General features: G+C 51.8%; 32 protein-coding genes and 1 pseudogene. 16 read left to right on the forward strand and 17 right to left on the reverse strand.

Annotated features, from left to right (window positions below; genetic code table 11):
* Window positions 1–341: 341 nt before the first annotated feature.
* Genes P3X23_RS08960 through P3X23_RS08990 form a run of 7 tightly spaced genes read left to right on the forward strand, consistent with a single transcriptional unit; the run spans window position 342 to window position 4239 of the window.
* A complete protein-coding gene (locus P3X23_RS08960) occupies window positions 342–683 on the forward strand; it encodes a cation:proton antiporter subunit C (RefSeq protein WP_300875718.1) in 342 nt (113 codons plus the stop codon).
* Between the two features lie 9 nt (window positions 684–692).
* Window positions 693–2123 (forward strand): cation:proton antiporter, encoded by a 1431-nt coding sequence (locus P3X23_RS08965; RefSeq protein WP_300875653.1) that lies wholly within the window; start codon window positions 693–695, stop codon window positions 2121–2123.
* Window positions 2120–2509: a Na+/H+ antiporter subunit E gene (locus P3X23_RS08970; protein ID WP_300875656.1), complete on the forward strand. Its 390-nt coding sequence runs from the start codon at window positions 2120–2122 to the stop codon at window positions 2507–2509. The genes P3X23_RS08965 and P3X23_RS08970 overlap by 4 nt, the downstream gene beginning before the upstream one ends.
* On the forward strand, window positions 2506–2766 hold the full coding sequence (locus tag P3X23_RS08975) for a hypothetical protein (protein WP_298611919.1): 261 nt from the start codon (window positions 2506–2508) through the stop codon (window positions 2764–2766). Before P3X23_RS08970 ends, P3X23_RS08975 begins: the two co-directional genes overlap by 4 nt.
* A 15-nt stretch (window positions 2767–2781) precedes the next feature.
* Window positions 2782–3060, forward strand: coding sequence for a monovalent cation/H(+) antiporter subunit G (locus P3X23_RS08980; protein ID WP_366142495.1), 279 nt, complete (start codon window positions 2782–2784; stop codon window positions 3058–3060).
* Window positions 3053–3583, forward strand: coding sequence for a DUF4040 domain-containing protein (locus P3X23_RS08985; protein ID WP_300875661.1), 531 nt, complete (start codon window positions 3053–3055; stop codon window positions 3581–3583). The genes P3X23_RS08980 and P3X23_RS08985 overlap by 8 nt, the downstream gene beginning before the upstream one ends.
* Complete coding sequence (locus P3X23_RS08990; RefSeq protein WP_300875663.1) at window positions 3580–4239, forward strand: Na(+)/H(+) antiporter subunit B; 660 nt, start codon at window positions 3580–3582, stop codon at window positions 4237–4239. The genes P3X23_RS08985 and P3X23_RS08990 overlap by 4 nt, the downstream gene beginning before the upstream one ends.
* A gap of 378 nt (window positions 4240–4617) precedes the next feature.
* On the opposite strand, the gene P3X23_RS08995 is transcribed toward P3X23_RS08990, so the two are convergent.
* The 4 genes from P3X23_RS08995 to P3X23_RS09010 form a co-directional block, all read right to left on the reverse strand.
* Window positions 4618–6828, reverse strand: coding sequence for a glycosyltransferase (locus P3X23_RS08995; protein WP_300875664.1), 2211 nt, complete (start codon window positions 6826–6828; stop codon window positions 4618–4620).
* A 31-nt stretch (window positions 6829–6859) separates the two neighbouring features.
* Window positions 6860–7939, reverse strand: coding sequence for a PIN/TRAM domain-containing protein (locus P3X23_RS09000; protein ID WP_300875666.1), 1080 nt, complete (start codon window positions 7937–7939; stop codon window positions 6860–6862).
* Window positions 7940–8079: 140 nt separating this feature from the next.
* Window positions 8080–8220, reverse strand: a complete 141-nt coding sequence (locus P3X23_RS09005) for a hypothetical protein (protein ID WP_300875668.1) — start codon at window positions 8218–8220, stop codon at window positions 8080–8082.
* Between the two features lie 13 nt (window positions 8221–8233).
* Window positions 8234–8710: an HMA2 domain-containing protein gene (locus tag P3X23_RS09010; protein ID WP_367186582.1), complete on the reverse strand. Its 477-nt coding sequence runs from the start codon at window positions 8708–8710 to the stop codon at window positions 8234–8236.
* 106 nt (window positions 8711–8816) lie between these two features.
* Between P3X23_RS09010 and P3X23_RS09015 the strand changes: the two genes are divergently transcribed.
* The 3 genes from P3X23_RS09015 to P3X23_RS09025 are packed head-to-tail and all read left to right on the forward strand — an operon-like array spanning window position 8817 to window position 11392.
* Window positions 8817–9839, forward strand: coding sequence for an ATP-binding cassette domain-containing protein (locus P3X23_RS09015; protein ID WP_300875670.1), 1023 nt, complete (start codon window positions 8817–8819; stop codon window positions 9837–9839).
* A complete protein-coding gene (locus P3X23_RS09020; protein ID WP_300875673.1) occupies window positions 9839–10249 on the forward strand; it encodes a hypothetical protein in 411 nt (136 codons plus the stop codon). The genes P3X23_RS09015 and P3X23_RS09020 overlap by 1 nt, the downstream gene beginning before the upstream one ends.
* A 3-nt stretch (window positions 10250–10252) precedes the next feature.
* Window positions 10253–11392 (forward strand): LptF/LptG family permease, encoded by a 1140-nt coding sequence (locus P3X23_RS09025; protein ID WP_300875676.1) that lies wholly within the window; start codon window positions 10253–10255, stop codon window positions 11390–11392.
* On the opposite strand, the gene P3X23_RS09030 is transcribed toward P3X23_RS09025, so the two are convergent.
* The 5 genes from P3X23_RS09030 to ndhO form a co-directional block, all read right to left on the reverse strand.
* Window positions 11389–12570, reverse strand: coding sequence for a M20 family metallopeptidase (locus P3X23_RS09030; RefSeq protein ID WP_300875679.1), 1182 nt, complete (start codon window positions 12568–12570; stop codon window positions 11389–11391). The two genes, P3X23_RS09025 and P3X23_RS09030, sit on opposite strands and share 4 nt — an antisense overlap.
* 34 nt (window positions 12571–12604) lie before the next feature.
* Window positions 12605–13078: a CYTH domain-containing protein gene (locus P3X23_RS09035; protein WP_367186584.1), complete on the reverse strand. Its 474-nt coding sequence runs from the start codon at window positions 13076–13078 to the stop codon at window positions 12605–12607.
* Between the two features lie 15 nt (window positions 13079–13093).
* Window positions 13094–14557 carry a carotenoid oxygenase family protein gene (locus tag P3X23_RS09040; RefSeq protein ID WP_300875682.1) on the reverse strand — a complete coding sequence of 488 codons (1464 nt, stop codon included), beginning with the start codon at window positions 14555–14557 and terminating at the stop codon, window positions 13094–13096.
* A complete protein-coding gene (locus P3X23_RS09045; protein WP_300875685.1) occupies window positions 14554–15897 on the reverse strand; it encodes a folate/biopterin family MFS transporter in 1344 nt (447 codons plus the stop codon). Before P3X23_RS09045 ends, P3X23_RS09040 begins: the two co-directional genes overlap by 4 nt.
* Window positions 15898–16006: 109 nt before the next feature.
* A complete protein-coding gene (gene ndhO / locus P3X23_RS09050; protein ID WP_300875688.1) occupies window positions 16007–16219 on the reverse strand; it encodes a photosynthetic/respiratory NAD(P)H-quinone oxidoreductase subunit O in 213 nt (70 codons plus the stop codon).
* A gap of 119 nt (window positions 16220–16338) precedes the next feature.
* On the opposite strand from ndhO, the gene P3X23_RS09055 reads away from it, so the two are divergent.
* On the forward strand, window positions 16339–17769 hold the full coding sequence (locus P3X23_RS09055; protein WP_300875691.1) for a mannose-1-phosphate guanylyltransferase/mannose-6-phosphate isomerase: 1431 nt from the start codon (window positions 16339–16341) through the stop codon (window positions 17767–17769).
* A 14-nt stretch (window positions 17770–17783) separates the two neighbouring features.
* Here the strand turns inward: P3X23_RS09055 and P3X23_RS09060 are convergent, their stop codons facing one another.
* The 8 genes from P3X23_RS09060 to P3X23_RS09095 form a co-directional block, all read right to left on the reverse strand.
* Window positions 17784–18230 (reverse strand): divergent PAP2 family protein, encoded by a 447-nt coding sequence (locus P3X23_RS09060; RefSeq protein ID WP_367186585.1) that lies wholly within the window; start codon window positions 18228–18230, stop codon window positions 17784–17786.
* A 54-nt stretch (window positions 18231–18284) separates the two neighbouring features.
* On the reverse strand, window positions 18285–19208 hold the full coding sequence (crtE, locus tag P3X23_RS09065) for a geranylgeranyl diphosphate synthase CrtE (RefSeq protein WP_300875694.1): 924 nt from the start codon (window positions 19206–19208) through the stop codon (window positions 18285–18287).
* Between the two features lie 10 nt (window positions 19209–19218).
* Window positions 19219–20139, reverse strand: a complete 921-nt coding sequence (gene folD, locus P3X23_RS09070) for a bifunctional methylenetetrahydrofolate dehydrogenase/methenyltetrahydrofolate cyclohydrolase FolD (RefSeq protein ID WP_367186580.1) — start codon at window positions 20137–20139, stop codon at window positions 19219–19221.
* Between the two features lie 191 nt (window positions 20140–20330).
* On the reverse strand, window positions 20331–20663 hold the full coding sequence (locus P3X23_RS09075) for a hypothetical protein (RefSeq protein WP_300875696.1): 333 nt from the start codon (window positions 20661–20663) through the stop codon (window positions 20331–20333).
* A complete protein-coding gene (locus P3X23_RS09080; RefSeq protein WP_300875699.1) occupies window positions 20660–20851 on the reverse strand; it encodes a DUF454 family protein in 192 nt (63 codons plus the stop codon). Before P3X23_RS09080 ends, P3X23_RS09075 begins: the two co-directional genes overlap by 4 nt.
* Before the next feature lie 83 nt (window positions 20852–20934).
* A complete protein-coding gene (locus P3X23_RS09085; RefSeq protein ID WP_300875700.1) occupies window positions 20935–21579 on the reverse strand; it encodes a pentapeptide repeat-containing protein in 645 nt (214 codons plus the stop codon).
* 5 nt (window positions 21580–21584) lie between these two features.
* Window positions 21585–22046, reverse strand: a complete 462-nt coding sequence (locus tag P3X23_RS09090; protein ID WP_300875702.1) for a Fur family transcriptional regulator — start codon at window positions 22044–22046, stop codon at window positions 21585–21587.
* 137 nt (window positions 22047–22183) lie between these two features.
* The gene (locus tag P3X23_RS09095) at window positions 22184–22483 is read right to left on the reverse strand and encodes a TMEM165/GDT1 family protein (protein ID WP_300875705.1); all 300 of its coding nucleotides are present in this window, start codon (window positions 22481–22483) and stop codon (window positions 22184–22186) included.
* 162 nt (window positions 22484–22645) lie between these two features.
* Between P3X23_RS09095 and P3X23_RS09100 the strand changes: the two genes are divergently transcribed.
* The 5 genes and pseudogenes from P3X23_RS09100 to P3X23_RS09115 form a co-directional block, all read left to right on the forward strand.
* Window positions 22646–23623 (forward strand): hypothetical protein, encoded by a 978-nt coding sequence (locus P3X23_RS09100; RefSeq protein WP_300875707.1) that lies wholly within the window; start codon window positions 22646–22648, stop codon window positions 23621–23623.
* Entirely contained in the window at window positions 23620–23946 is a 327-nt protein-coding gene (locus tag P3X23_RS09105) for a hypothetical protein (protein ID WP_300875709.1), read from the forward strand. Before P3X23_RS09100 ends, P3X23_RS09105 begins: the two co-directional genes overlap by 4 nt.
* A gap of 112 nt (window positions 23947–24058) precedes the next feature.
* Window positions 24059–24325, forward strand: coding sequence for a zinc ribbon domain-containing protein (locus tag P3X23_RS12015; protein ID WP_367186581.1), 267 nt, complete (start codon window positions 24059–24061; stop codon window positions 24323–24325).
* A gap of 4 nt (window positions 24326–24329) precedes the next feature.
* A complete protein-coding gene (locus P3X23_RS09110) occupies window positions 24330–24884 on the forward strand; it encodes a Druantia anti-phage system protein DruA (protein ID WP_300875712.1) in 555 nt (184 codons plus the stop codon).
* Between the two features lie 160 nt (window positions 24885–25044).
* Window positions 25045–26155, forward strand: a pseudogene (locus tag P3X23_RS09115) (hypothetical protein); the annotation flags it as partial.

Genomic DNA, 26155 nt, shown 5'->3' on the forward strand with positions numbered 1-26155 from the left:
TAAATTAACTGAGATAAAATCACTACTCTTCATCACTCTCTCTTACTATGATAGTAAAGTATTAGCGTCTTAATTTCCACCTATTAGACATATAGTTAAAATTGTTAACTAGTTTTCTAAAGGATTATTTTCACGGCAAAACTATTGAAAAATACCTATTTACCTGAAAAATTACATTGAACTAACTAAAGTGAAGATGGGGTTTAACGTGCTTAAGGATGCCATCAGGTTCCCCACCGTTGGTTACGGCGGTGCAGTTCTACCGCAAAAACTGAAGCCTAAAGGAAGGATGGAATGTTAAAGTCTGTTCTAAATATCAAGGTGTCTGCGGGTTGGGCGTCATGATTTTCTTGGAAGCAAGTGTTTTTGTCACTATCCTCGTCGGGTTTCTGGCAACGATTGTCAAGAAAAATCTACTCATGAAAATTGTGACGATGGATGTCATGAGCACCGGAGTGGTGGCTTTGTTTGTGGTCATTGCTACCCACAGTGGCCTTGTCACACCCATTGCCCGTGGGGGGAGCTTTGATACTGCCTATGCGGATCCGGTGCCCCAAGCGGTGATTTTAACAGCAATCGTGATTGGTCTTTCAATTCAAACGCTAATGCTGGTGGCGGCAATGAAGCTAGCGCGGGATAACCCAACTTTGGAAACTCCAGAAATTGATCAAAAGTATCTGTAGGAAGTGGCAATGACGGCGCTCGCGATCGCTTGGATTTTGTTGCCATTTGTGGCCGGCTTAATGCTTTATCTACTGCCCCCCTTGGCGCGGAGCCTAACACTGGCGATCGCCTTGGTTTCCCTCTGTGTTGGCTTAGGCATTATCATCCACCAAGTCAACACTTCCTTTGTCCTTCTGGATAGCTTTGGCATTTCCTTAAGGATTGACCCCCTCAGTGGCTACTTTATTGTCACCAATGCCCTTGTCATTTTGGCAGCACTGTTACACACGTGGCAGGAGGGCTATAGGGCGTTCTTCTATGTTTTGCTGTGTCTGCTCCACGGCTGTGCCAACACCGTCTTTATTGCGGCGGATTTCCTCAGTCTCTATGTCAATATTGAGGTGCTGGGGATTGTCGTCTTTTTATTGATTGCCTATCCCCCCAGCGATCGCTCTCTTTGGATTGCCCTGCGCTACCTGATGGTGAGCAATGTGGCTATGCTCTTCTATCTCATAGGGGTAGCTCTTGTTTATCAGACAAACCATACCTTTGCTTTTAGTGCACTGATGCCGGCACCGCCAGAAGCTGTGGCTATGATTTTGATGGCATTGTTGGCAAAGGGCGCCATTTTCGTCAGTGGGCTTTGGTTGCCCCAAACCAATGTTGTTGCTGCTCCTATTGTTGCTGCTCTCCTGGCCGGCATTGTCGAAAATGCTGGGGTTTTTAGTCTGACCCGCCTCAGTCTCCTGTATAGCGACATTGCCGACATTGTGCGGCTTTTTGCCTTTGCCTCGATCTTTTTTGGATCGGTGTTTGCCTTGGTGGCCGATGATGTACGACGGATGCTTAGCTTTAGTACCCTTGGTCAACTGGGATGGGTGATCATTGCCCCAGCAGCGGCAGGTTTGTATGCCCTTATGCACGGTTTAGCAAAGGCCAGTCTTTTTTTGAGTGTGGGGGAACTGCGTCACTATCGTCTTAGTGAATTGCGCCAAGAGGGTCTGCCGCGCCCAGTGGCGATCGCCCTGATGATTGCCGGTTATGGCATTGTCGGTGTGCCCTTCCTTGCTGGATTTCCCGCTAAGGTCTTGACCCTGAGTTACCTTGATCCGTGGCAGCAGGGACTGCTCTATGGCACTGGCTTTTTAACCGCCACAATTTACAGCAAATTCCTCTTTTTGCCTCGCCATTCTAGCAAGACCCTTATGCCCGTGGGTTATAGTGCCGCCACAATGGTGCTCTTGGGGGGGCTATTTCTTGCCAATGCCGGCTACATGGAAGCCTACAGTAGTGGCATGAGTTTGTTACGCGCTTTTTTGCTGCCCTTGGTGGGGTGTGGTCTGGTGGCCTTGGGGGTCTCCCGCTGGGAATCCCCTTGGCGGGGGGCTTGGGAGCGCCTAGAGCATCTTCTAGGGGTAATGCTGTTACTGTTACTTGGCTTGATGGGATTAGCCCTATGAATTATTTGAACTTTGCCCTGCGCCTGACGATTTGGCTGCTGCTGACGGCGGACTTTGGTTTGGTCAATCTAGCGATTGGTATTCTTGTTTCGCTCTTGCTGCCTCAAGGGCGGGGGGGTGTGGCAACACTCCGGCAGTGGTTGAGTACCCTAGGGAAAGTGGTGATGGCTGTTCCCCGTGCTTATATTGAAGCCATTGAAATAATCGTGCGTCCCCATCGCCATGAAGCAATTATCCGTGAACCCGTTGACCCTACTCGTGCCCCTGGGTTGATTTTTCTGGATATTTTTACGATCACCTTCACGCCGAAGACAATTGTACTGCACTACAACGAGGAGGGCTGGTTTGAAGTACATCAACTCGTGGAGCGCAGACCCGAAAAATGACGGCCTTTTTAGTCATTATGCTGTTGATTCTAGGCATTCCCCTCTATGCCGCTTGGAAAGGGGAGCACATCTGGTCAAAGATGTTGGCTTTTGCCAGTATTGCCACAAAAGCAGCAATTATGATCTTGCTGGTGTCGGTACAGCGGGATGATTGGATGATTGGCATTGTGGGCATCATCATTCTCAGTGTGGGCAATGGTGCCCTGATGCTCCTCGCGCAGATTCTGCGGCGACTGCGGGATGTCGCCAACCTTTAGGGAGGGGGTAAAGTGATCCTACAGTGGCTTAGTAATGCCTGCATCAGCTTTGGCCTGTTTCTTTGGTTGTGGGGAACGTGGCCACTGGTGGGTCGGCGATCGCCCCTGTATAAACTGCATTTTTTGTCAGTCTCAGATACCTTGGGTTCGATGGCCATTATGATCGGCGTGTTACTGCGCATTCCCCGCGAATGGCCGCTTCTCGTCTTAGCGCTCATTTCCCTTGCCCTTTGGAACACCATTTTGGGCTATGTGCTGGCCTACTGCTCCCAAGGAGAGGACAGTGATGGATAGCTGGATGATTGGGGTAACAGCACTCCTACCGCTTACCGCCTTAATGTTGGTATTTCAGGACAATCCCTACCATGTCTTAGTCATTCGTGGCATTGTGGGTGCTGTAGCCGCCTTGATCTATGCAGTTCTGGGCGCTGCTGATGTGGCATTGACCGAGGCCCTTGTGGGAACCATGCTCTCAATTATGCTCTACGCAGTTGCCGTACGCTCGTCCCTTGTGTTGCGGTTGGGCATCCTAGCTTCAGCACTCTCTACCGATAGCTTGGATCATTTACTGGAAGCCATTCGTGAGGCTGTTGCCCCCTATCATTTGCGTGTTGAATTAATCATTTATCCTACGTTTGAGCAACTCAAAATAGCGCTCCGCGATCGCGAGATTCACGCCCTATGTGCGGAAGAAACCACTCGATTATTAACGATGACCCGTGTTCCACGCCTGTATACCATCCTCAAACCCCACCTCACCCATCTCACAGAACTCATGTATTACCCTTTGCCTGGTGAAAAGGAGTCAAGGGCATGATTTGGCTTTATGGGATTGCGGCAGTGCTGCTGCTGGTAAAAATGCTGATGATCCCCACCCCACCTGTAGTAGCGAGGATTCCCATTGTCGAAACCCTTGTTCACCAAAGTGCGATTCCCAATGCCGTTACTGCCGTGATCTTGCGCAATCGCTTGTACGACACCATTTTTGAGGTGGTGGTATTCACCCTTGCCATCATGGGGGCACAGTATTTGCTCAGCAACGAAAAACCCCTTGGCCACGTTAGCCGCTTTAATGATCAACCTTCGATTGTTTTGGCAAGATTTGGCGCCACCATTTGCTCCCTTGTATGTCTTGAATTGGCCTTGCGGGGGCACCTGAGTCCGGGGGGCGGATTTGCTGCTGGCGTCGCTGGCGGGACGGCAATGGGCCTTGTGGCCATTACTTCAGCTCCAGAGTGGCTAGAGAGTATTTATCGGCGTTTCCATGCCGCCACATGGGAAAAAATCTCTGTGATTGTTTTCATTCTCTGCGGTGCCAGCCTATTGATAGGAGTGGCCTTACCTGCCGGTCAGTTTGGCACGCTCCTCAGTGGTGGTTGGATTCCTTGGCTAAATATTCTCATTGCCCTTAAGGTAGCCTTGGGGTCGTGGGCAGCAGTGCTGACGTTCATTCGCTATCGCGGCCTGCTTTAAGCCAATAGTCCCGTACAAGTTCACCAAGCTGAGTCGCAACAAGGTACTGCAAATGTCAAAAGTTACCACCGAGGAACCACTCCTCTTTAGTCACTTTGAGCGGATGACAAGACTAGGTTATTGGTTTCATTGATACACCAGTAGGCAGACAAATAAAGGCATTCCTCTGAGGGATCAGTTCGGCAAAGCCAAGCTGTTACAACGGCATGGCCAAGACTGCGAAGCACTACTTGAGCCAGTTGCAGCAAATCAGGGGTTAGATCATCAGAGGGATACAGTCCAACCCTTATCCTCTGTCGAGAGGATGCGTTAACGTCTTTCATATTGCCGAACTTTTGTTGTCGCCTAAAGCGAATTTTTGAGCCGTGAGCCTATCGGTCAGTTATTGCTGTAGAGGCTAAAGAGGGATCGAAAGTCAAATAAACGAATCAACATTGGCAAAAAGGCATCTATACCATTGGGGGCTTTCGGTCTGTGCCACCAAGTGAGACTGCCGTAGAGGAGCTGTATGAGACGTTGCTGGGCTTCATCACTCACCTCCAGAAACTGCAGGTAAACACAGCACTGCTCCTGTTCGGGACGGGTACGAACCACAGTTGCGGTCACGCTAAAGTCCTGTTCCAAAAAGGTTAGGCTGCCGACGGTATCTCTTTGGGCTGCGATAAAACGCCCTGCGGTCAGCAATAAGGCAGCACCGGTCTCTGACACATCACGGGTATAGCCCCAGTAGGTCTGATTCCCCAGTTGAAAGCGACACACAGTACAAACAGGGAAGCGATCGCTCTGACGACGGGTGGGCTGATCAATGGAAGACAAAACCGCAATCAAGGCAATAAAGGCGTTGTAGAGAGTCCAAGCCAACATCACCTCTAAACCCGCCCGTTCATACTCCATTGGCGGCCAGATATGGAGCCAGTAGCCCCCATAGCGGATAAAGACTCCTACCCCCACCGCAATCACAAATGCCGCTAGTGGCCATGTATAGCGTAAATTCAACCGCTTCCGATGGGAGAGGGTGCCCTTGTTGGTGACAATACTGCCAATTTTGCCGAAGGGATTGCGCAGGATTTTAATGAGTTGCACCATCCCCGGAAAGGCAAAGGTTACCTCATAAACTTCACCCCAGATAGAAAAATACCGCCCTTCTGTCGCCCAGCTAAAGGTGGCGATCGTCAACAATGTGTAGGGCAGAGCATAAAAGAGATATTCACCAAACGTAGCCACTGTCAGGGAAATGCCAGTCATCAGACTTAAAAAAGGACCAATGAGAAAGCAAGTGCGGATAAAGGGGTTAATGTTGTGCAATAGCAGCGAGAGGTGGCAACTGCGCTGAAACCACGACAGTTTTGACCAAATAGGAAGATCATCACCACAGAAATAGATTTGCATATTCCCCTGGAGCCACCGCAGCCGTTGCTCCAGATGATCTTGGAAGTTCCGAGGAGACTCTCCCATGCTGAGAATTTCATTGAGGTACACCAAGCGATAGCCGGCGATCTGCATTCTGGTTCCGGTTTGGAAATCCTCGACCACACAGCGGGTGTAGTATCCACCAACAGCTTCTAAGTCACGGCGGCGCACCACATAGGAAGTACCACAACAAATAATGGCATTGCCAAAGTCGCGCCCCGGCTGAATAAAGCCAAAAAAGTACTCCATATCACCGGGCATCATAAACTCAATGCCGAGGTTTTGGGAGTGATAGTCAGGGTTAAAGAAGTGCTGGGGAGTCTGCACCATGGAGACATGATTATCTTGGAAGAAGCCCACGGTGCGGGTGAGGAAGTTCTGAAAGGGAATAAAGTCGGCATCAAAAACGGCAATTAGCTCACCCTGGGTGTGCTTCAGGGCATGGTTGAGGTTGCCCGCTTTGCGGTGCTCATTGGTGGGGCGGGTGAGATAGTTGACCCCTAGATGTTCACAGAGATCGGCAATTTCCGATCGCCGACCATCGTCGAGGACATAGATGCTTTTATTCCTGTAGTTGATGGACTGGCAGGCCACAATGGTTCGGCGCAAAATATGGGGGGATTCATTGTACGTGGGAATGAAAATATCCACACTCGGACAATATTCACCGCTGAGAACCGCCTGCTGATAGTGATCGGCCTGTCGCGATCGCCACGCTGTTGTCAGCCATGCTGTTTGATAAAAGTAGAGGAGATAGGTGAAAAAGTAGAGTACCTCCAGCCCGTAGAAGCCAAAGCTGGCCATAAAACTGAGCCATTGGGCATCATTTAACGTCACCCAGCCCCGCCATACCAGATAGCGGCAGCCAAAAAGAATCACAATGAAGCGAATAATCAATCGGCTGACATTATTGCTGGGAATAAAGTTAAGGGCGATCGCCAACCCTGCTGCAAGAACTACGGGCCACCAAACACTTAGGTCATCCGCCGGCAGTTGCAAGAAATCCGGTAATGGCCGTAGCTGATCCGGATTCACTAGATCAATGGGAAAGAGTGTCGGTTGCCACACCGTTGCCAATAGCACGCCCACGAGGAATAGGAGGCTAAAAATGAAAAAGCCCCATATCCATGGCGAAACCAGTTGCCGAGGTGAAGCAACCTTTGGTGGCTTTTGGGTCATGTCATACCCCTAGGAGCAAAAGCAGGCAATGCTAGGCAATGGTGGGCATTTGGAGGCGGGCAAAAATCATGCGACCTGCCGAAGTTTGCAGGGCACCCGTGACAACCACCGGTAGCTGATCGCCGATGTGATCAACCCCCTCTTCAACAACCACCATCGTGCCATCCTCAAGATAGCCCACCCCCTGGGCAGGCTCTTTCCCTTCCTTGAGAATTTTCAACTCCAGCGTATCGCCGGGAAGATAAATGGGACGGAGAGCTTGCGCTACCTCGTTGACGTTAAAGACATCCACTTTTTGGAAGCGGGCAACTTTGTTCAGGTTCAAATCATTGGTGACAAGGGTGCCGTTAATTTCTTGGCACAGCCGTACTAGCTTAGCATCCACTGTTGTTAGTTCTGGATAGTCTGCCGAGTGAAGGACAATGCGATCGCCCAAACTCGCTTGAAGACGGTTTAAGACATCCAGCCCCCGCCGGCCGCGAATCCGTTTTTGCTCATTCCCCGCATCGGCAATTAGTTGTAACTCCTGAAGCACAAACCGGGGCACAATGATCTGGCCTTCTAGTACCCCTAAATTCAAAAGTGCTTCAATGCGGCCGTCAATGATGCAACTGGTATCCAGTACCTTGGCACGGGCGGGTTTAAGCGTCCCCTCTGCCCAGAGACTACTGGCCACCGCGTTGGGGTTAATCAGACGCAGAAGGGCAGCACCATGACTATCCGCCAATGTGGTGCCCGAGTAGGCAAAGAGAATGCTGGTAAGAACGGCAATCAGCGGCTTAATAAAAGAAAAGTCCTTGGGAATGGGTAACAGAAAAATCGGTGCCAACATCAAATTGGCAAGAAGTAATCCCACCACAAGACCCACTGCTCGCGACAAGAGCGTTTCTGGCGGCAATTGACGAATACTGCGCTCAAGACGATGGTAAAAGGATTGCAACAATAGACCAAAGGCAATGCCCAAGATGGCACCAAAACCTGCGGTAACCCACTGCAATCCACGAACGTTAGCTACTTGATCGAGAACAGTTGCCGGGAGTAGGTCAATGCTGTTGAAGCCAACGGCAATTCCCATCACGACGATAATGAGGAGTAGGATTGTATCGAGCATTAGTTCGCTCCTGTCGCGCTGGACATCTCCAGAGGCCACTATCTTAAAAAAATTATACTTGCTTCTTTTTGACTGCGGTGTTGGACTGTTGCAGATCGAGATGAGGACTAATTCGCGTACCGGCGCGGATACCCTCTACTTTAGCTGGAGAACCGAGTATCCTCTGTGCTATCATCGCCGTCAGCAATTTCACTCACTACACCCCCGATTTTATCACCCGTGCGAATTTCAAGGGTTTTCGCAATCCGTTGCGGCGCTTCCTCAAGGGGAGTAAGTTGCACTTAGGTAATTTGCTCAGTTGCTTTTATACCCAGTCGTGCACCAATAACACCACCGACAACCGTACCGACTTGCACCCCCAAGCCCTATAAACAGGCCAGCCGCTATTCCTCCCACCATGCCACCGAGAAAATCACCTACATAGCTACCCATAGAGGTTAATTTGTTGCCCACCTCCTCGGGTTCAAGATCAAAGGCACGGGTGAGGTTTTGTAATCCCTTATTGCCTTGGCCAATCATTTGGAGATTGCCCCAAGAGTGAATGGCCGCTAGCAGTTGTAGGGGTCTAATTTGCTCGATGTGGTACTCAAGGCTAATTGAGGCGGCAAGGAAGTTAACGTGAACGGATTTGATGCCTTGGAGGGTTTTCAGATAGGCACTTAGGGAATCGCGAAAGGCGGCATCGGTTTTAAGTTCTGGAATCCGCAATTGCAGGCGATCGTCTGTAAGGTGCAGAACCTCTGCAATTGGTGCAGTTTCAGCATTGGCTATAGGAAGCCTAACCCATAGGTTCTAGTTGCTGTTGTAGCACGCTCACTGAACACAGGGGAAATATCTGCCAAAATGTTAAGGGAATCAGACACAGAGTGTAATCACCATGACAGCCACGGTAAAGGTCGAACATCTGAAGAAGTCCTACGGTGCCATTACAGCAGTGGCCGATGTCTCCTTTACAGCCTATCAAGGAGAAATTTTTGGGGTGCTAGGTCCGAATGGCTCAGGGAAAACGACAACGTTGCGCTGTCTGTGCACCCTCTCGCGGCCCGATGCAGGGGTGTTGGAGGTTTGTGGTCTTTCGGTTCTGCACCAACCCCATTTAGTGCGCCAAAAATTAGGCTATGTGGCTCAGGAGGTGGCTCTCGATAAAATCCTCACGGGTCAGGAATTTTTGGAATTGCAGGCGGCACTGTACCACATTCCCCCTGCCCTGATTCCAGAGCGGATTGAGGCGGTGTTGGCGCGCTTAGATCTCCTAGAATGGCGCGATCGCCAGTGTGGTACCTACTCTGGTGGCATTCGCAAGCGCCTTGATCTTGCAGCGGGGCTGCTGCATCAACCCCAAGTTCTAGTCCTTGATGAACCCACCGTAGGCCTCGACATTGAAAGTCGCCAAGTCATCTGGAATGTGCTGCGAGATCTCAAAGCCCAGGGGCTGACAATTATCTTGACCAGCCACTACCTTGAGGAGGTGGATCTCCTCAGCGATCGCTTGGTGATTCTGGATCGGGGACGGGTGATTGCCAGTGGTTCTCCTGAGGAACTCAAAGCCAATATTGGCGGCGATCGCGTCACGTTGCGGGTACGGGAATTCACACCACGTCAAGAGGCACAAATGGCGCAGGCTCTTCTGAGTCAATTGGACTGCGTGAAATCGGCACTGATTAATGCCCACCAGAGCAATTCTTTGAATCTGGTAGTGACCGATGCGGCTGTGGCGATTCCAGCCATAGAAACGGCGCTAGAGGAAGCAGGACTCCCCCTCTTTAGCTTGACCCAGTCGCGCCCCAGTTTAGATGATGTCTATTTGGCGGCGACAGGTCAAACTCTCTTGGATGCGGACTTGGCAGCAGCAGCGCAGCGGGACAGCAAACAGTTGAAAAAAGAGGCCATGCAACGCTGATGGGGCAGCCAATTCTTTGGGTTCATGGAGACTGCCTCGATCCCAAGGCGCCGCTCTTTGACCGCTATCCCAACGCGCCGGCCATTTTTGTCTGGGATGTAGGATTACTGAAGGAATGGCAAATTCGCCTGAAACGGCTGGTGTTTCTCTATGAGTGCCTGCTGGATCTACCAGTGGAAATGTACCGTGGCGAGGTGGCTCCCTTGGTGAATGCTTTTGTTGAGGTACACGGTGGCGATCGCGTGGTAACCATGGCTAGTCCTAGTCCGCGCTTTCGCGCCATTTGTCAGCAATTGGCGTATCCGCTGGAGATTCTAGAGCCAGACCCTTTTGTGACATTACCTGCCAATGCCGATTTGCGGCGATTCTTTCGCTATTGGAAGTTGGCAAAACCCCGCTTGCAGCTATAGAACATGTTGGCGATCGCCCGAGCCTTTGAAAAAATCCCTTGGCAGCCGCGATTCTCCCTATTGGATCGCTATATCCTGCGGGAGATGCTTCGTCCCTTTGTTTTTGGTTTTGGCACTTTTACGGCGATTGCTGCTGTTATTGGTACGGTGTTCTACCTGATTCGCAATATGGTGGAGCACAACCTGGGGATTCTCAGTGCCCTTCAAGTCTTTTTGCTGCGTTTGCCCACCTTTGCGGTACTAGGGATTCCCATGGCGATGCTGTTTGGTTCGTTCCTTGCCTATAGTCAACTGTCCCGCCGCAGTGAACTCATTGCCTGCAAAAGCTGTGGTATTGGCCCTGTGCGGCTTGTACGTCCGGCAGTAGTGGCAGGGTTTGCGGCTTTGGTTTTTACCTTTGCCCTCAATGAACTCGTGGCTCCTCCGATGGCCTACCGCGCCATCCAGACCTTGGAAGTGGCCATTCAGCACCCCCAACCCACGTTTCAGACCCGCCATATCTTCTACCGTCGTTTTGCTGGGGGGCAGCTTCAGCAACTCTTTTTTGCCCATCATTTCGACGGGAAGGTCATGGGTCAAGTGACGGTACTGAACTTTGAGCAGGGACAACTGCGGGAAATTATTACGGCTCAGGAAGCCCAGTGGCAAGGCACTGCTTGGCTGTTTCGTCGGGGAACCTACCACCACCTAACGGGCGATCGCGACTATGACGCGGCCGAGACTTTTGCAGAACGAACGTTTGCCTACCCGCGCACCCCCATAGATTTAGCGATGGAAACGCGGGCTCCGGAGTTTATGACCAGCCGCGAAATTTATCAGTACCTACAAATTTTGGCGGAAAGTGGCGATGCCAAGCGCTTGCGGCAGTGGCGGGTGCAGTTGCAAGAAAAGCTCTCCCTCCCGTTTCTGTGTCTTAGTTTTGCGGTTGTCGGTGCCGTTTTGGGCATCAGCTCTCCTCGCCAAGGACAGGGGCGTGCCTTTGGACTGAGTGTAGTCATTATTTTTGGCTACTATGTCAGCGCCTTTATTTTCACCGCCTTTGGGGAGGGGGGAGCGGTGCCCCCCATCGTGGCCAGTTGGCTTCCCAAAGTTGTCGTCAGCGCGATCGCCCTCGGAATGCTTTACCATGCCAATCGCCATTAATAGGGAATCTGCCAATAGCGGCAGGCAGCGTGGACAAGGGTCATCACACCCACGGGAATGGCCTGTTCGTCCACATCAAACTGCGGGTGATGCAAGGGATAGTTAGGGCGATTGCGAAATCCCACGCCAAGGCGAAACATGGCGCCGGGGGCATGTTCGAGGTAGAGGGCAAAATCCTCTGCCCCCAAGGAGGGTTCCGGCAAAATATGCACATGGGAAGCCCCCACAATCTCGGTTGCCGCCTCGGCCAGTAGTTGGGACAGATAAGGCGTATTTTCTATGCCCGGCACGCCTCGGCGATAGTGCAGTGCATAGCGGGCACCATAGGCACTGCAAACATTGGCCACAATTTGCTCAATCCATTCGGGCAAGGTGGCACGGGTCTCCGGGTGGAGCGATCGCACCGTCCCCTGAAGTGTCACCTGATCGGCAATGATATTGGCGGCCCGCCCCCCTTGAATTTTGCCAAAGGTGAGCACCACTGGCCGCAGGGGATTCTGAGTGCGGCTAATCGCCTGTTGTAGAGCGCTAATCACTTGAGCGGCAATCCAAATGGCATCCACTGCCTCATGGGGGCGAGCGCCGTGGCCGGATTCTCCCAAGATCGTTAACTCAATGTCATCGGCTGCCGCTGTCAAAGTCCCATAGCGCACCGCCACTTCCCCCGCCGGAAGGGTCGGAAAAACATGGAGCGACAGAATCGCACTCACCTCTTTCATGGCGCCATCGGCAATCATCCAACTCGCCCCTTGGGCAATTTCTTCCGCAGGCTGAAAAATAAATCGCACCCGGCCGGGGAACTCCTCCTTGAGAGCCGCTAGCACCATGGCGGTGCCAAGACCCACTGTGGTGTGAACATCGTGACCGCAGGCGTGCATCACTCCTGTATGCTTTGAGCTAAACTCCAGTCCCGTGCACTCTTGGATAGGTAGGGCATCCATATCGGTGCGAATGGCCAGCAAGCGGTTCTCCTGGGGATTCCCCACCAGTTCGGCCATCACACCCACTTTGCCCACATCCTGTTGTACGCTTAAGCCTACGGAGGAAAGAACCCCCGCCACATAGGCGGCAGTCTGATGTTCTTGGCCACTCAATTCAGGGTAGCGGTGTAGATGGCGACGAATTTCAATAAGACGAGGAGTGAGACTTTGGGTAATCTGGCGAATCCGAGCAAGCATATTTTTGCATCCTATCGAATCTGAGGGGGAGAATTTAACTTGACCACTCCTGATAGGGATGCTCTGCCAAATAGGCATTGGTATAGCGGGGGTCGTCGGTCACCTCAGAGCCAATCCAAGGGGGTAAAGTCAGGGGGTAGTCAACACGGGGCAATTCAATTTCTGCCAAAATCAGGCCGGCAGAGGCTCCGGCAAATTCATCAATTTCCCAACACAGCTCCCCCGCTGGGATGCGATAGCGATTTTTCTGGATGATCGGTTGCAGGCACAATTCGCCAAGGAGTTCCCTGGCGTCAGCAGCGGGGATGGCATACTCATACTCACGGCGTTGGCCGCCGCTGGCTTTGCCCTTAATCGTGATCCAAGCCTCGTTATCTACAAGACGCACGCGCACGGTGCGTTCAGGCACTGTTGATAGGTAACCCTGGGCAAAGTGGGACACATCGGTGGCAAGTAATCGCCAGTTCTCACCTACGACAAGGAACTTGCGCTCAATTTCAATGCCCATGCTTGCCCCCACCACCTAGACTGCTGTGGTAAAGGAACCGTGAAGTCCGTAGGGAATGTGGTGTTTTAAGCGCAACCGTGCCACTGGCCCTGCACTGATGGCGGCGGCATCAAAGATGAGTAACTGCGACTTATGGCAACTGGCGTCATAAACCACCTGCAAGAGCCAGCCATCCTCTTCCCCCTGGGCACCCTGCCAAAGGAAGTCCCCTTTTTGTAGCCCCCGCGGGACAAAAATTGGCTCACTGACAAAGCCGCGCGGAGCGGCTGACCAAAACTGTTCCTCGCCCGTGTGGCGATCGCGCCGCCACAGTGCCTGTAGAGGCGCATTGATTTTGGGATCATGCCCTGCTGCCAAATAGGTGTAGCGATAGGGCTGTCCTACCTTGGCCGGATGCACCACGGGAAATTCACAGGGGCGATCGCTGACCACTTGCCAATCCACAGCCTTGGTTTTCAAATTCAACTGGATGCGCCACAGGAGACTGGAGGGCAGTGCCGCAAAATTTACTTCCCGAAAATCCTGTCCCGGCTCCAAATTGGGAAAGTGACTGTAGGCAACGGACTCTAGGTGAATCTCATCCCCCACTTCATAGGCATTGGCATGGTGAAAGACAAAACAGGCCGGCATCGTCAGCATTTGGGGGGTGCCGCCCCGGCGGGGCAGGAGCCAAACCCGCGTAGGATCCTTGGCATTGAATTGCAGACATTGGGCAGCGCCCCGCAGTCCCAAGAGATAGGGCAGGGGGTTGAACTGCACCGGATTTTGAAAGACGATGGCGTAGTTGGGGGTGAGGGCAAAGTCGTGGATAAAGGCAAACCCCGGAATCTGAAACACTGGCTGACAGACGCACTGACCACTGGCATCAAACTCATAGAGCGCAATGCGGGTACTCAGACCGGGCTTAACGCCAAAGTTCACTAGTCGCTGCGTCTGGGGATCCAAGCGGGGATGGGCGGCAAAGGCATCCCTGTCTTTTAGAACACCTCCTAGGGTGTCAAGGCCAATCGTTTCTAGGCTCAGCGGATCGAGGCGATGGGGCAAACCGGCTTCCCAGAGTGCCAGTAATTTCCCTGCCCAATAAATCACATGGGTATTGGCAATGTTTTTGACACGGGTATCTAGGAAATTGGCCAGCCATCCCCCCGGCTTTTGGGTGCCAAAGACACCGCGATAGAGGAGGCGGTTTGCCCTTTCCTCCTCCAAAAATCCAGCGGTGCGCACGTAGCGATTGCGAAAATGCACCCGTCCGTTCTCAAAGCGAAAGGCGCAGATCATGCCGTCGCCATCAAAGGGATGGGCCAAGGGCACCCCCCCGCGCTCCAGCAGTCCAGGGCCATTGCGGTAGAGGGTTCCCACAAGATCCGTAGGCACAGTGCCTTCGACATCCTCAATCCAATAGTCATACTCTTGGGTGAGGGATGCGGTTCCCCCCCGCCAATCCGCCATGGTGTAGGGGCAATCTAAAACTCCGGTCATGAGACACTTGGCTCCAATTCAACACTGACAGAGGAGGGCGGTAACTGCTGTGGTAACCAGTTGAGGAGGGGCAAGGGCAAGAGCGTACTCAGGTTAGTAATTAGCACTAAAAGCCACAGGCGATCAAAGTTGTGCTCAGTAATCCCCAACCAATGGGTAAGGAGTGCCCCCAACTCATGGGAGACCAAGTTCGCAAGGTTACTAATCGACATCAGGAGGGCAAAGAGGGTAGCCTCAATCCCCGGTGGACACAGTCGGGCCGCCAAGACCAAGACGGGCATAAAGGCAATTTGTCCCATGACTGCCAGAATGAGGCTATCCCCCAAGCTAAACCACTGGTCACTAATGCCCCATTGGCGATTGAGGTGGGTGACTAAAATCAGGCTAGAGAGTCCCAAAAGGGCTGAGAGAATCGTACTCCAGAAAAAAATTGTGCGAATGGGCAGCGTTTTTAAGTACCGCTGGAAAATCCACACCCCCAAAAGGGAGGCAATGCTAGTTACAAGGCGTACCCGTCCTAAAAACTCCGCCTCAAAACCCAATTCATTCGTAGTAAAGAAAAAGAAGGCTGATTCCGAGCCGGGAGTCGCCTGCCATAGGAAGAGGAAAGCCACCGGTAGCCAGATCCGTTTTTGCATCATGGCTTGGCGCACACGGTTGATGTGTTCCCAGGTCTGACCCAGTTGGGGTCGAGCTGTGACCCGTGCTTCAGCGATCGCCCACGCCACCCCCGACACCAGCAGTGGGAAAACAGCCGTAATCTGAAACACCGTACGCGGACTAAACCACTGCAGCAGTTGGCCACTAAAGTAGGCGGTGAGGATGCCCCCCAAAGCCGTTGCCGCCCAGCTTAGGGATTGTAGCGTCCCCATTTCGGCAGTGGATTCTTGGCGGGCCCGCTCAACCACAAGGGAATCCACAATCACATCGCTGAGGGCGATCGCAATCGACGCTCCGAGAATTGCTGCCGTTGCCTGCCAAGGGGTAGCCACCCACGTCCCCAAGCTCAGCCACGCTCCACAGCCCAACAGCCCAGAGAGGACAAGATAGGAGCGGCGGCGAAATCCCAAAAGCGGCAGGCTATCAGAAATGAGGCCAAACACCGGTTTAATCACCCAAGGCAGTGCAGCCACCCCCATCAAGGCTGCCACTTCTGCCGGCGACAGTCCCAACTCATCCTTAAAGAAAAAGCTAATGGCTAGCCGTGCTAAGCCCAAGACCCCTTGGACAAAATACACCAGCAAAATGGCAAAGAGTTCACCGCTGGGTTCCTGACCAAAAAGCAGTGTCTCCTTGAGCCACTGCAACCAGCGTTGAGGTTGCGAAGGTTGAACTAACATTACTAAATGTTAAGCAACAGCATTGCCTCTATCATATCTAGGCAAGCTGAAAATTGCTAACACTGGCGATCGCCCTCCATTTCTAGGGCAGCCAAAGGGGCGTTTGTTGCTATTGGGCAACCTCAATCTGATCAAGGCGCAGCCAAACTGTGGGGGTGGGCACTGGAAATTTAATTTGCGCATAATCACCGCGGATCTCCACCACCTCGCCCCGTCCTTCAAATAGATAGGGGGGATAGCGATGATCACTGGCCAAGGCTTCAAGACTATTGGCTAACTTTTCCGCAACGACTTTTACCAAATCTCCCTTCTTAATTGCCATAGCGAACTCCATAGGAATCGTCCCCCATTGTAAGGGATGACTCAATGGATATGAATTAGGATAGGCAGGTTGCAGCTAAACTACGCTTAAGCGTTGCACTACCTCAGAGGAACTTTGCAATGAATTGTATTCCAGTCATTCTATCGGGGGGGGTAGGGAGTCGCCTGTGGCCATTATCGCGCCAAGCCCATCCCAAGCAGTTTATGCGCTTAACTTCTACAGGGGAGAGTTTGCTGCAACAAACCTGGCAACGCCTGCAGGGATTACCCCAACTTCAACCGCCAGTGGTGGTAGCCAATGAAGCCCATCGTTTTCTTGTGGCGGAACAATTTCAAGAGCTAGGCGTAACACCGACGCGCATTTTGTTAGAACCCTTGGGACGGAATACAGCCCCTGCCATTACCCTAGCTGCGCTCTATGTTACAGAGATCCTAGCCACTGATGCCATCCTGTTGGCGCTGCCGGCGGATCACATGATTCAGGATGTGGCTGCTTTTCAGCAGGGGCTGCAACGGGGACTTTTACCCGCAGCCAAGGACTGGTTGGTGACGTTTGGCATTGCTCCTACCTGTCCCCACACCGGCTATGGCTATATTCGGCGCGGCGAGGCTCTCAGTGATCCCCACACCTATCGAGTGGCAGAATTCGTAGAAAAACCCGATCTAGCAACGGCAGAGAGCTATTTAGCTGATGGCCATTACTTTTGGAATAGCGGCATGTTTCTCTTCCGTGCCCAGAGTTTTTTGGCGGAATTGGCGCAGCAGCAGCCAGACATTTTGCACTATTGCCGCTTGGCACTGCGGGAGGGTCGGCAGGATTTGGACTTCATCCGCATAGCAGAAGCTCCCTTTAGTCAGTGTCCCAGTCTATCGGTGGACTACGGCGTGATGGAAAAGACGCAAAAAGCAGCCGTGGTACCCCTAGAGTGTGGCTGGAGTGATGTCGGGTCTTGGTCGAGTCTGTGGGAAGTGACCGCCAAGGATGAATTGGGCAACAGTTGCCAGGGAGATACCCTCACCCATGACACCAAGAATTGCTTTGTCCGTAGTCAGCATCGCTTGGTGGCTTTACTGGGGGTCGAAAATTTGGTTGTTGTCGAAACTGCCGATGCAGTTCTCATTGCCCATCGGGAGGCAACCCAACAGGTAAAACAAGTGGTGGCGCAACTGCAAGCCCTCCATCGCAGTGAGGCCTACAACCATCGTGTAGTCTATCGTCCTTGGGGGCACTATGATTCCATTGATAAGGGGCATCGCTTTCAAGTAAAACGGATTACGGTCAAGCCAGGGGCTAGTCTTTCGCTCCAGCAGCACCATCACCGCGCTGAGCATTGGGTTGTGGTCAGTGGTACAGCAGAAGTCACCTGCAATGGTAAGACGTTTTTGCTGACGGAGAACGAGTCCACCTATATTCCTGTGGGCGCCATTCACCGCTTGGCCAACCCCGGCAAAATTCCCCTGGAAATGATTGAGGTGCAGTCAGGAGCTTACCTAGGCGAGGATGATATTGTTCGTTTTGAGGATTCCTATGGTCGAGAGAGCTCGAAATAGTGGTGGGGCAAACCCTAGACGGCCAACCAAGCGATCGCCACTCCTAGGGCAGAACCGACAATGACTTGAATGGGGGTGTGGCCGAGTAATTCCTTGAGACGGGCTTCTGCCAATTCGTGCCCATCTTGGAAAAATTCATTGACAATTTGATTGAGAATGCGGGCTTGTTTACCGGCTGCTTGGCGCACCCCGGCGGCATCGTACATGACAATGCAGGCAAAGACGACAGCGATCGCGAACTCGATGCTGTCCCAACCCCGCTGTAGTCCTACCCCAGTTGCCAGAGCTGTGACAAGGGCAGAATGAGAACTGGGCATGCCTCCCGTTTCCACCAAGATTCGGAAATTGAGCTTGCGGTGTTTGGCAATGTCAATGAGTAACTTAAGCATTTGGGCGATCGCGCTGGCAGCAAGGGCGACCCAGAGGACATGATTAGCTAATAGCTCACGGAGACCGTCCATCATGGTTACGGACAAGGACAAACTCTGCGCCCATCCTAACCCACTTCGGGATCGTTAATGACTACGGCTAGTAATGTAGTCAGCAATCGCCTGTAGGGGAACAGCAGCTGCTCCATACACTGCCAACTCCGCTTTTGCTTCTGCCACCAAGCGTGCCGCCTCTTGGCGGGATTTTTCCAGACCCCACAGGCGCGGGTACGTCATTTTTTGGGCGGCCACATCTTTACCAGCAGTTTTACCGAGAACATCGCGGGTGGAAGTAATATCCAAAATATCATCCACAATCTGGAACGCCAAGCCAATATTTGACGCATAGCGCGACAGCCGGGCTACGTCAGATTCATTTGCCCCCGTCAGCAATGCCCCAGAAACCACAGCAGCCTCTAGTAGTGCCCCCGTTTTGTGGGAGTGGATAAAATACAGCGTTTCCAGACCAATATCGGGCTGACCTTCACACTCCAAGTCCACCACTTGACCGCCTACTAATCCCGTTGCTGCCACCGCATGCCCTAACCGCGCCACAATTTTCAGCAGATACTCCGCTGGCACGTTTTTCGTTTGTTCCACAACATATTCAAAGGCATAGGCCAGTAAGCCATCCCCCGCCAGAATGGCAATATCTTCACCATAGACCTTGTGATTCGTGGGCTTGCCGCGACGGTAGTCATCATTGTCCATGGCCGGCAAGTCATCGTGGATGAGGGACATGGTATGGATCATCTCTAGGGCACAGGCGGTGGGCATGGCCATTTCCACAGTACCTCCCATTAGTTCACAGGTGGCCAAACAGAGAATCGGACGCAGCCGCTTGCCCCCTGCCATCAGTGAATAGCGCATGGCATGGTAAATTTTTTCTGGATAGGCGACCGGAATTGCAGCTTCGAGGGCAGCTTCCACCAGCGCTTGGCGTTCTTTGAGATAGGCCTTGAGATCAAATGTGTCAGCAGAGTGGACTTGGGGGGGATCGGCGGAAATCATAAATCTCTCCTCAGTGTGCGGGCGGCATAGAGGTCAATGAAAGCAAGGGCTTGTGCCAGTTGTGGCGGCGACAGTAGCTCCATACAGTATTGTGCAATAACATGGCAACGGTCATCGGACCGACGCCCCCCGGAACGGGGGTAATATAACTAGCCATAGCACAGGCAGCCTCATAGTCCACATCGCCCCAGAGACTCGATTTGCCGTCAGGACCTTGAATGCGATTAATCCCGACATCAATGACCACTGCTCCTGGCCGGATCATGTCGGCAGTAATGCGGCGGGGCTGTCCTATGGCTGTGACCAAAATCTCAGCTTCACGGGTAACGCTGGCCAGATCTGGAGTGCGTGAGTGGGCAATCGTTACCGTTGCATTGGCTGTGAGTAACATCAGTGCTAGGGGCTTGCCGACCAAAATACTGCGGCCTACAACCACTGCTGAACGACCCGCAACATCAATGCCATAGGCGGCCAAAAGCTGCATTACCCCTGCGGGAGTACAACTGCGTAGTCCCGGTTCATCGCGCACTAACCGACCCAAGTTTTCTGGATGTAGGCCGTCCACATCTTTATCGGGATGAATGGCATACAGTAGGGGACGGGGATCGAGGTGGGGGGGCAGGGGCAGTTGCAGGAGAATGCCGTCCACCCGTTCGTCTTGATTTAGCTCGGTGATTTTTGCCAAGAGCGCAGCTTCGGTTATTGTGGCTGGCAAATGGGCACCGAAAGATTGAATCCCGACGCGGCTGCAGGCCTGTTCTTTGGCACGCACATAGACCGCACTGGCGGGATCATCGCCAACCCGCAATACAGCTAACCCCGGCGATCGTCCCCATTGGGCTTGTCCTGTTCGCACATGGTCAGCCAACTGACGTTCAATAGATTGGGCTAAGGATTTGCCATCAAGGCAGACAGCGGGATTTGCAATCAAAGGACACCTTAAGTTAAGGAATCACAAAAGTCTGGGGGGAGTTGCCCAATGCGTTTCCATAGGTTGGCAACAACATCGAACTAGTTTACCCCAAACAGGGAGCACTGCGAGTAGCGTGGCTCAAGTTCTCTCTACTAAGGCACTGCAGATCGGGAATTCCGCAAGAAGAGTTAACGAATTGTGCCAAAGGGCTAAGAAGCACTAGGGGGAGAGGCTCGCTCCACTTGAATTTGGGAAATGGCAGGGGTCGTACACAGGTACGTCAGCACATCCTCCGCACTCATGAGGCGTTTTAGCACCACTTGGCCAATGGTTGAGGTAGGGCCAGGATAACTCGGTTTGGTCTCCACCATGAGAACCATTTCCTCCACTTGGTAAAGCCAGAGTTTTTCCTTCCCCTCTAAGAGGTAGAGACAGGTACAGGTAATCACAGGCGATCGCCGCCATGCCTGCTCATTCCAGAGGCCTTGAGGTTCCCACACGCGGCCAATCTGCCACCCCTCAGTGAGGAAAAAGTATTTCATGCCATGGGTGGCGATTCATTCCCTTGGGCGCTGGAGGTCTCCTCAGGTTCCATGGAATTAAAACAAGCCGCCGCAATCAGCAAAAAAGGCGTTCCTGGCACCAGGGGTAAAATAAAGCCCACTAGCCCAACAATCCCAAAAATCACACCAAGAACCATACGTGCTGTATTACGGATGCTTTTAGTCATAGGCATTCCTTTCGAGTTCCCATAGGCAAGGATGATTCATCTCTAACGTAGCCTGAACCTTACCTTTTCACAAGTTACTGGTGCTAAGCTTTATCGAGAATCGCATCCCGCAAATCCATGCCGTCCATTTCTGCTTTGTAGAGGTTGGCTCCCTTAAAGTTAGCACGGCGGGCATTGGCCTTCGACATTTTGGCAGCGATGAGAACCGCATGTTCAAAATTTGCTTCAATGAGACTGGCGCTTTCGAGAACCGCTTCTTGCAAAATCGCCCCCTTGAGATCGGCCAAGTGCAGGTTGGCTTGAAAGAGATTGGCACGAGTGAGGTTGGCATAGGCAAGGGTCGCTTCCACTAAGCTCACTCGCCGCAGGAGCGTGCCCACCAAATTGGCTTGGCGCAGATCAGCCATCGCAATATTTGATTTGTAAAGATCAGCACCCGCTAAGGTCGCCCGCTGCAAACAGGCGCCTTGCAAATCTGCCTCAATCAGGTCGCTCATGTAGAGGTTGGCACCAGCCATATAGGCATCCTTGAGTAAGGCGTTGCGCAGGTCAGCCCCCGCTAAATTTGCCCGATCAAGATTGGCGTTTGTGAGATTGTACAGCTCTAGATTGGCGCCGGTTAAATCCACTTGTCCCAAATCGGGACAAATGTCACCGCTTTGCTCTCGCCATTGATTCCAAGCGGTAACCCCCTGTTCGAGCAGCTGGAGATGTTGGGGATTAGCCATGATAGTTATCCTTGAGTACTCGGATTAGTGTATTGATAACCGTAAAAATCAATGCGATAGTCAACAATTTTCACGCCGGTTTTGGCTTCAATTTCAGCAATCAGAGAGGGGGGTAACTCAACGTGAACGTCAATAATCTTCTGGCTATCCAAACAGTTCACGTGGCTGTGGCTATCACTAATATTGCCGTAGAGACGTCCATCGGCACGCTCAACGCATTCAATGATGCCATGCTCTGAGAGGGCTTCAAGATTTTGGTACACGGAGGTATGACCGATGTCTTTGCCTGCTTGATTGAGGCGATCGTAGATCTGCCGTGCTGAGAGGTGATCTTTGGCATCCCAGAGCAGTTCGAGAATGGCTCGCCGCTGCCGACTTAGCCGCAATCCAAGGCGCTGACAGCGATCAATCGCATCCTCAAGGGAACGAATGGGGGGTAAAGAATTGGAAGCGGGAGACGTGAGCACGGCGCTATCCTAAAACAATAAAATTCAAACAGTAGATTTTGCTGATGTTTAAGTAGCCTATTGCGATTAAATCGCAGTTTTAGGGGTGTACATTTGCTAACCTGTAGTCACTATGATAATCAATCCTCTCGGTATAATCAAATTTGCTCCTTGTCAAGACTATCAGCGGCTGATTGAGACAGCAAGTAAAAACCCAGAAAGGCAAATATGATGGCCGCGATCGCCTTGACAACCTTCACAGGGATCAATGTGGCAATCCCGCTGCCCAAAAGGACGCCCAAAAACGTCGTACACACCAAGCCAGAGGCAACCCCTAGAAACACAGCAGTAGCGGAGCGAGCATTACTGCCTAGGGTAATCGCCACCAGTTGACTTTTATCCCCCAGTTCTGACAAAAAAACAATTGCAAAACTCACGGCAAAGGATTGCCAGTCCATCCAATCTCTCCAAAGGTGTTGCTGCTATAGGGCAACTTAACGGTAGCGGTCATTGTGGTCAACGTGCAATCGTGGTTCAGTGTAGCAGGATCAGCTTAAAACGAGTTACGATTCTTAACATCAGCTCTGCTGATAGCCTTGTTAAAAATGGCGGAGGTGCTCATGTTCAATACCACTGATGGATCGAGCGCGATCGCGCCGGACACCATCTCCTTGAGCAGTCTGGCGCAGGCTTGGGCAAAGCGCTACATCAGCAATCTCAACACCACAGCCCTTGCCGAGGATGATCCAGCAGTGGTTGCTCCGCGGCTTTTGGCCGAACTGCGTAATGCCAGCGTCAAGGCCTGGCAGCGCACCGAGGGGTTTTTGGCCGCAGAGATGATTCGCCATGGCATCCCAGCTGAACTCGTCGATCCTTGGAGCATCTCCAAAGACATCCATGACATTTATCAACGCACGCTCAAGCTCTACGAAGCAGGCAACGGCACTCAACAAATGACTACCAAGGTGGCCAGTGCCATTGGTGAGATTCGCCGCCGCTATACAGCCGTTGATCCACGGGTGATTGGCTTTGTTAGTATGCAGTTTCACCACACGGGAGTGTTGTTACTAGAAGTTGCCCCAGCCAGCCAACGCCCGATCCTCAGCAGTTTTTTTAAGGTGATCGACGACCACCTCTACATGCCCTTGCACCGTGCCTACAACGCGGCAGCCAATTATGATTACAATGCCCCTGCCCTAGCCTTGGTACGCCATCTATTGCCCCAGAGCACGGCGATCGCCACCGCTATTTGTCACCGTGTTGCCGAACTCAACCCCCAGCACCGCTGTTTTAGTGGCTTCTTAACCGAAGCCAGTGTGCGTGTTTCCAGTATTCGCGATGTGGAAATGTTTCAGATCTACCTCTGGGTGTGTCTTTTGGAGCAAAGCCTTCAAGCCTTACAACGGGAACTCTTTCCCCTGTGTTTGATGCTCTATCCTTCCTTGAATGTGACATGGGAGCTAGTGTTTCAAATGGTGCACCTTTTGGGCAAAGAAATACAAAATCGTGCCGCCGGGCATGATACAAGTGTCTTGACACCCTATTACTTAGCTCTGCGCGAAATGTTCGATCCCAAGCTCTTCCAAGGACTTCTATGATTGCCAATTTGCAGCAGGTTTCTCTTTCCCCCATTGCCATTGCAGGATCCGGTCTGTGGGCGATCGCCCTCTACTGGGGGTTTTATCCTACGGGGCAAGCCTTAATGCAGCGTTTAGTAACGTGGCTGGGGGGCGAGGCAAACCAAAGCGCCGAATTCTGGGCAGGAATGGTGGGGCTTATTCCCTTTATTCTGGTGGGTACAGGTTGTTTTATTCTTTGTAGCCTAGGACTGGGGCAAAGTTGGGCCTTGAGCTTAGGCCTTATGGCAACCATCGGTGGTGCGATCTACGAACTGGGACGGCGGGATGGCCAGCAATCTTAAGTTGGGTTGCGAAGGAGAATCCGCTCTCCGCTGCAAATCTTTGATTAAAGCGCAAGATGAATTGCACTAGCAACCTATGGTAAAGTGCTCATGGTGAATCCAGTTGCCCCGAATGCTCAAAGTTGTCAAGGTTAGGCTCTCCCCCAATCAGCCGCAGACGAAAACCAAGTCATCGGCGTGGAAAACCTCAATAACCTACAACGTTTGCTTGAATCAAGTTGATAGCCTGCCACTAGAGGTCAGAACTGAGACTTGTTCTAATGGTGGAACAAGTCAAGATCGTAACATCAATGCTGCTATCAACATCCAAGAAGAGGGGCTACGACTCTTGACCTGCGGGACGGGGGGCAAAGCCTACTGTTCCCAAGAAATACGCTAAGTGTGTGACTGAGATAGAGCATCGCATCTTGCCTTCTCATCCGTACAATCGTCTCGTTGCACTGACGACCACAAGCGCTTTTGGTCGGAGCAGCATCTATAACCGCCTAAACTATAAAGGAGTGGCTATAGCGGAGTCTCTCGGCTACACTGAAGGATATGGCACTTTTCATTTGATGGAGCTTTATCCATTACTCTGTGAATTTTTGGAAAGTCAAGGAATCTCGACACGGAGCGGTTTTGGTGCTGGCCCAAAACCAAAATGGCAGACAATGGCTTTAGCGCTCCACAAATTAGGTCTTTCTTCCGATCTGCTTCATCACGGCGTAAAGCGGGAAGTGTTTCTCTTTCGCCTAGTGGACAATTTAGAAGCGTACATGGAAGGCCGTGATACTGAGCCAGTCTATAGCAACCTACCATTCTCAGATCTAGCCGCCTGGTGGCGAGAACGCTGGTTGCTGCCGCGCGCAGAGCGTGTGGATGGGTGGCGCGAGTGGCGTAAAGACGAGATCAAGCGTCTACTGCTGCTTGAACAAGTTAAGGCGGCGATGTATTATTAAAGTCTCTGCCTTGTTCATTTAACAGGCTGACCCACTATTCAGCGATCGTTTAATACAGCCACCCAAGAGCTTATAACTGTTTTCAACTCACCTTTTGTTTAGGAGTCATAGGATGAAGTACTAACTGTTTTCAACTCACCTTTTGTTTAGGAGTCATAGGATGAAGTACCGATTGCCCTATGTTGCTGTCACTGGTCGAGTGAAGACATTCCTCGATGGTGCTCCAACCCTGCCTGTTAGCTGTACCACCTATGTGGTTAAGGATTATCAGGGTTATTTGGATTCTCTAAAATTTACCAGCTATGCCTTACGTCATGGTGCTGGTGTCTCACTGCATATCGGTGAGCTAGACTTGTCAGACTTTCCTACAGCCAGCCCTAATGTATATTTTTATCTATCCAAAGATCATCTTGACTACGAGGAATTTTCTCAGCTACCCAATGTGGTATCTGAGCCTGTAGGTCAAGTGATTCAGGTTTATGATTCCATGATGGAGTCTATTCCTGGAACAGTATCCATTGAGGATGCTTGGCTGTTAACACATACGTTTAAAAGCAGGGATAGCTATACCATTGACCTGTCGCTACTACGACCAAAAGGAAAAGCCAATGGTCGTGGACTAGTGGCATCTGGCCCATGCTCTTTTGCATTGATTTTTTCAAATATACTGAATGTTTTAGCCGCGCCCAATAAGGTTATTCCCATTATGCGGCTGTATTCACGCTTAAATGAAGTGCTCCGCAGAGGTGGAATTTACAAGAATGGCGCCATTGTGATCCACTGTGACATAGACAGCCCTCTTTGTTTAGACTTCCTATCTGCCACTAGAGCGGATTGTCCCTGGGCGCGGATGAGCTTAAACTTAGACAAAGACTGCAATCCAAAAGACACTCTACAAAAAGCGATTCCCCTAGTCCGCTCTGGTGATCTATTCCTGGTTAAAAAGGTTTATGACGCTAATGGGCGCCGTATCTACCATAATGTGTGCTTAGAGGTACTACTTCCCCACCGCGGTACCTGTCTGCTTACCCATGTCAATTTAGGCTCTACTCCGAAAAGCAAGATTGCTAAAGCCTTTGAGCGTGGTATGAAATTCCTCTGTCTGTTACATAGCAGGACAGGAGTAGATAAAGATGGTGTGTATCTCTCTCCCTCCCAAGATCGCCAGGTAGGATTAGGGGTTATAGGGTTAGCTAACCTTCTGGCCTTTTATCAGGTAAAATATAAAGACTTTGTCCACGCCTTGAAACTGGCGTTGGATGGGGTTAAGG

Source organism: Thermosynechococcus sp. Uc (genome assembly GCF_029335995.1).
Lineage (GTDB): Bacteria > Cyanobacteriota > Cyanobacteriia > Thermosynechococcales > Thermosynechococcaceae > Thermosynechococcus.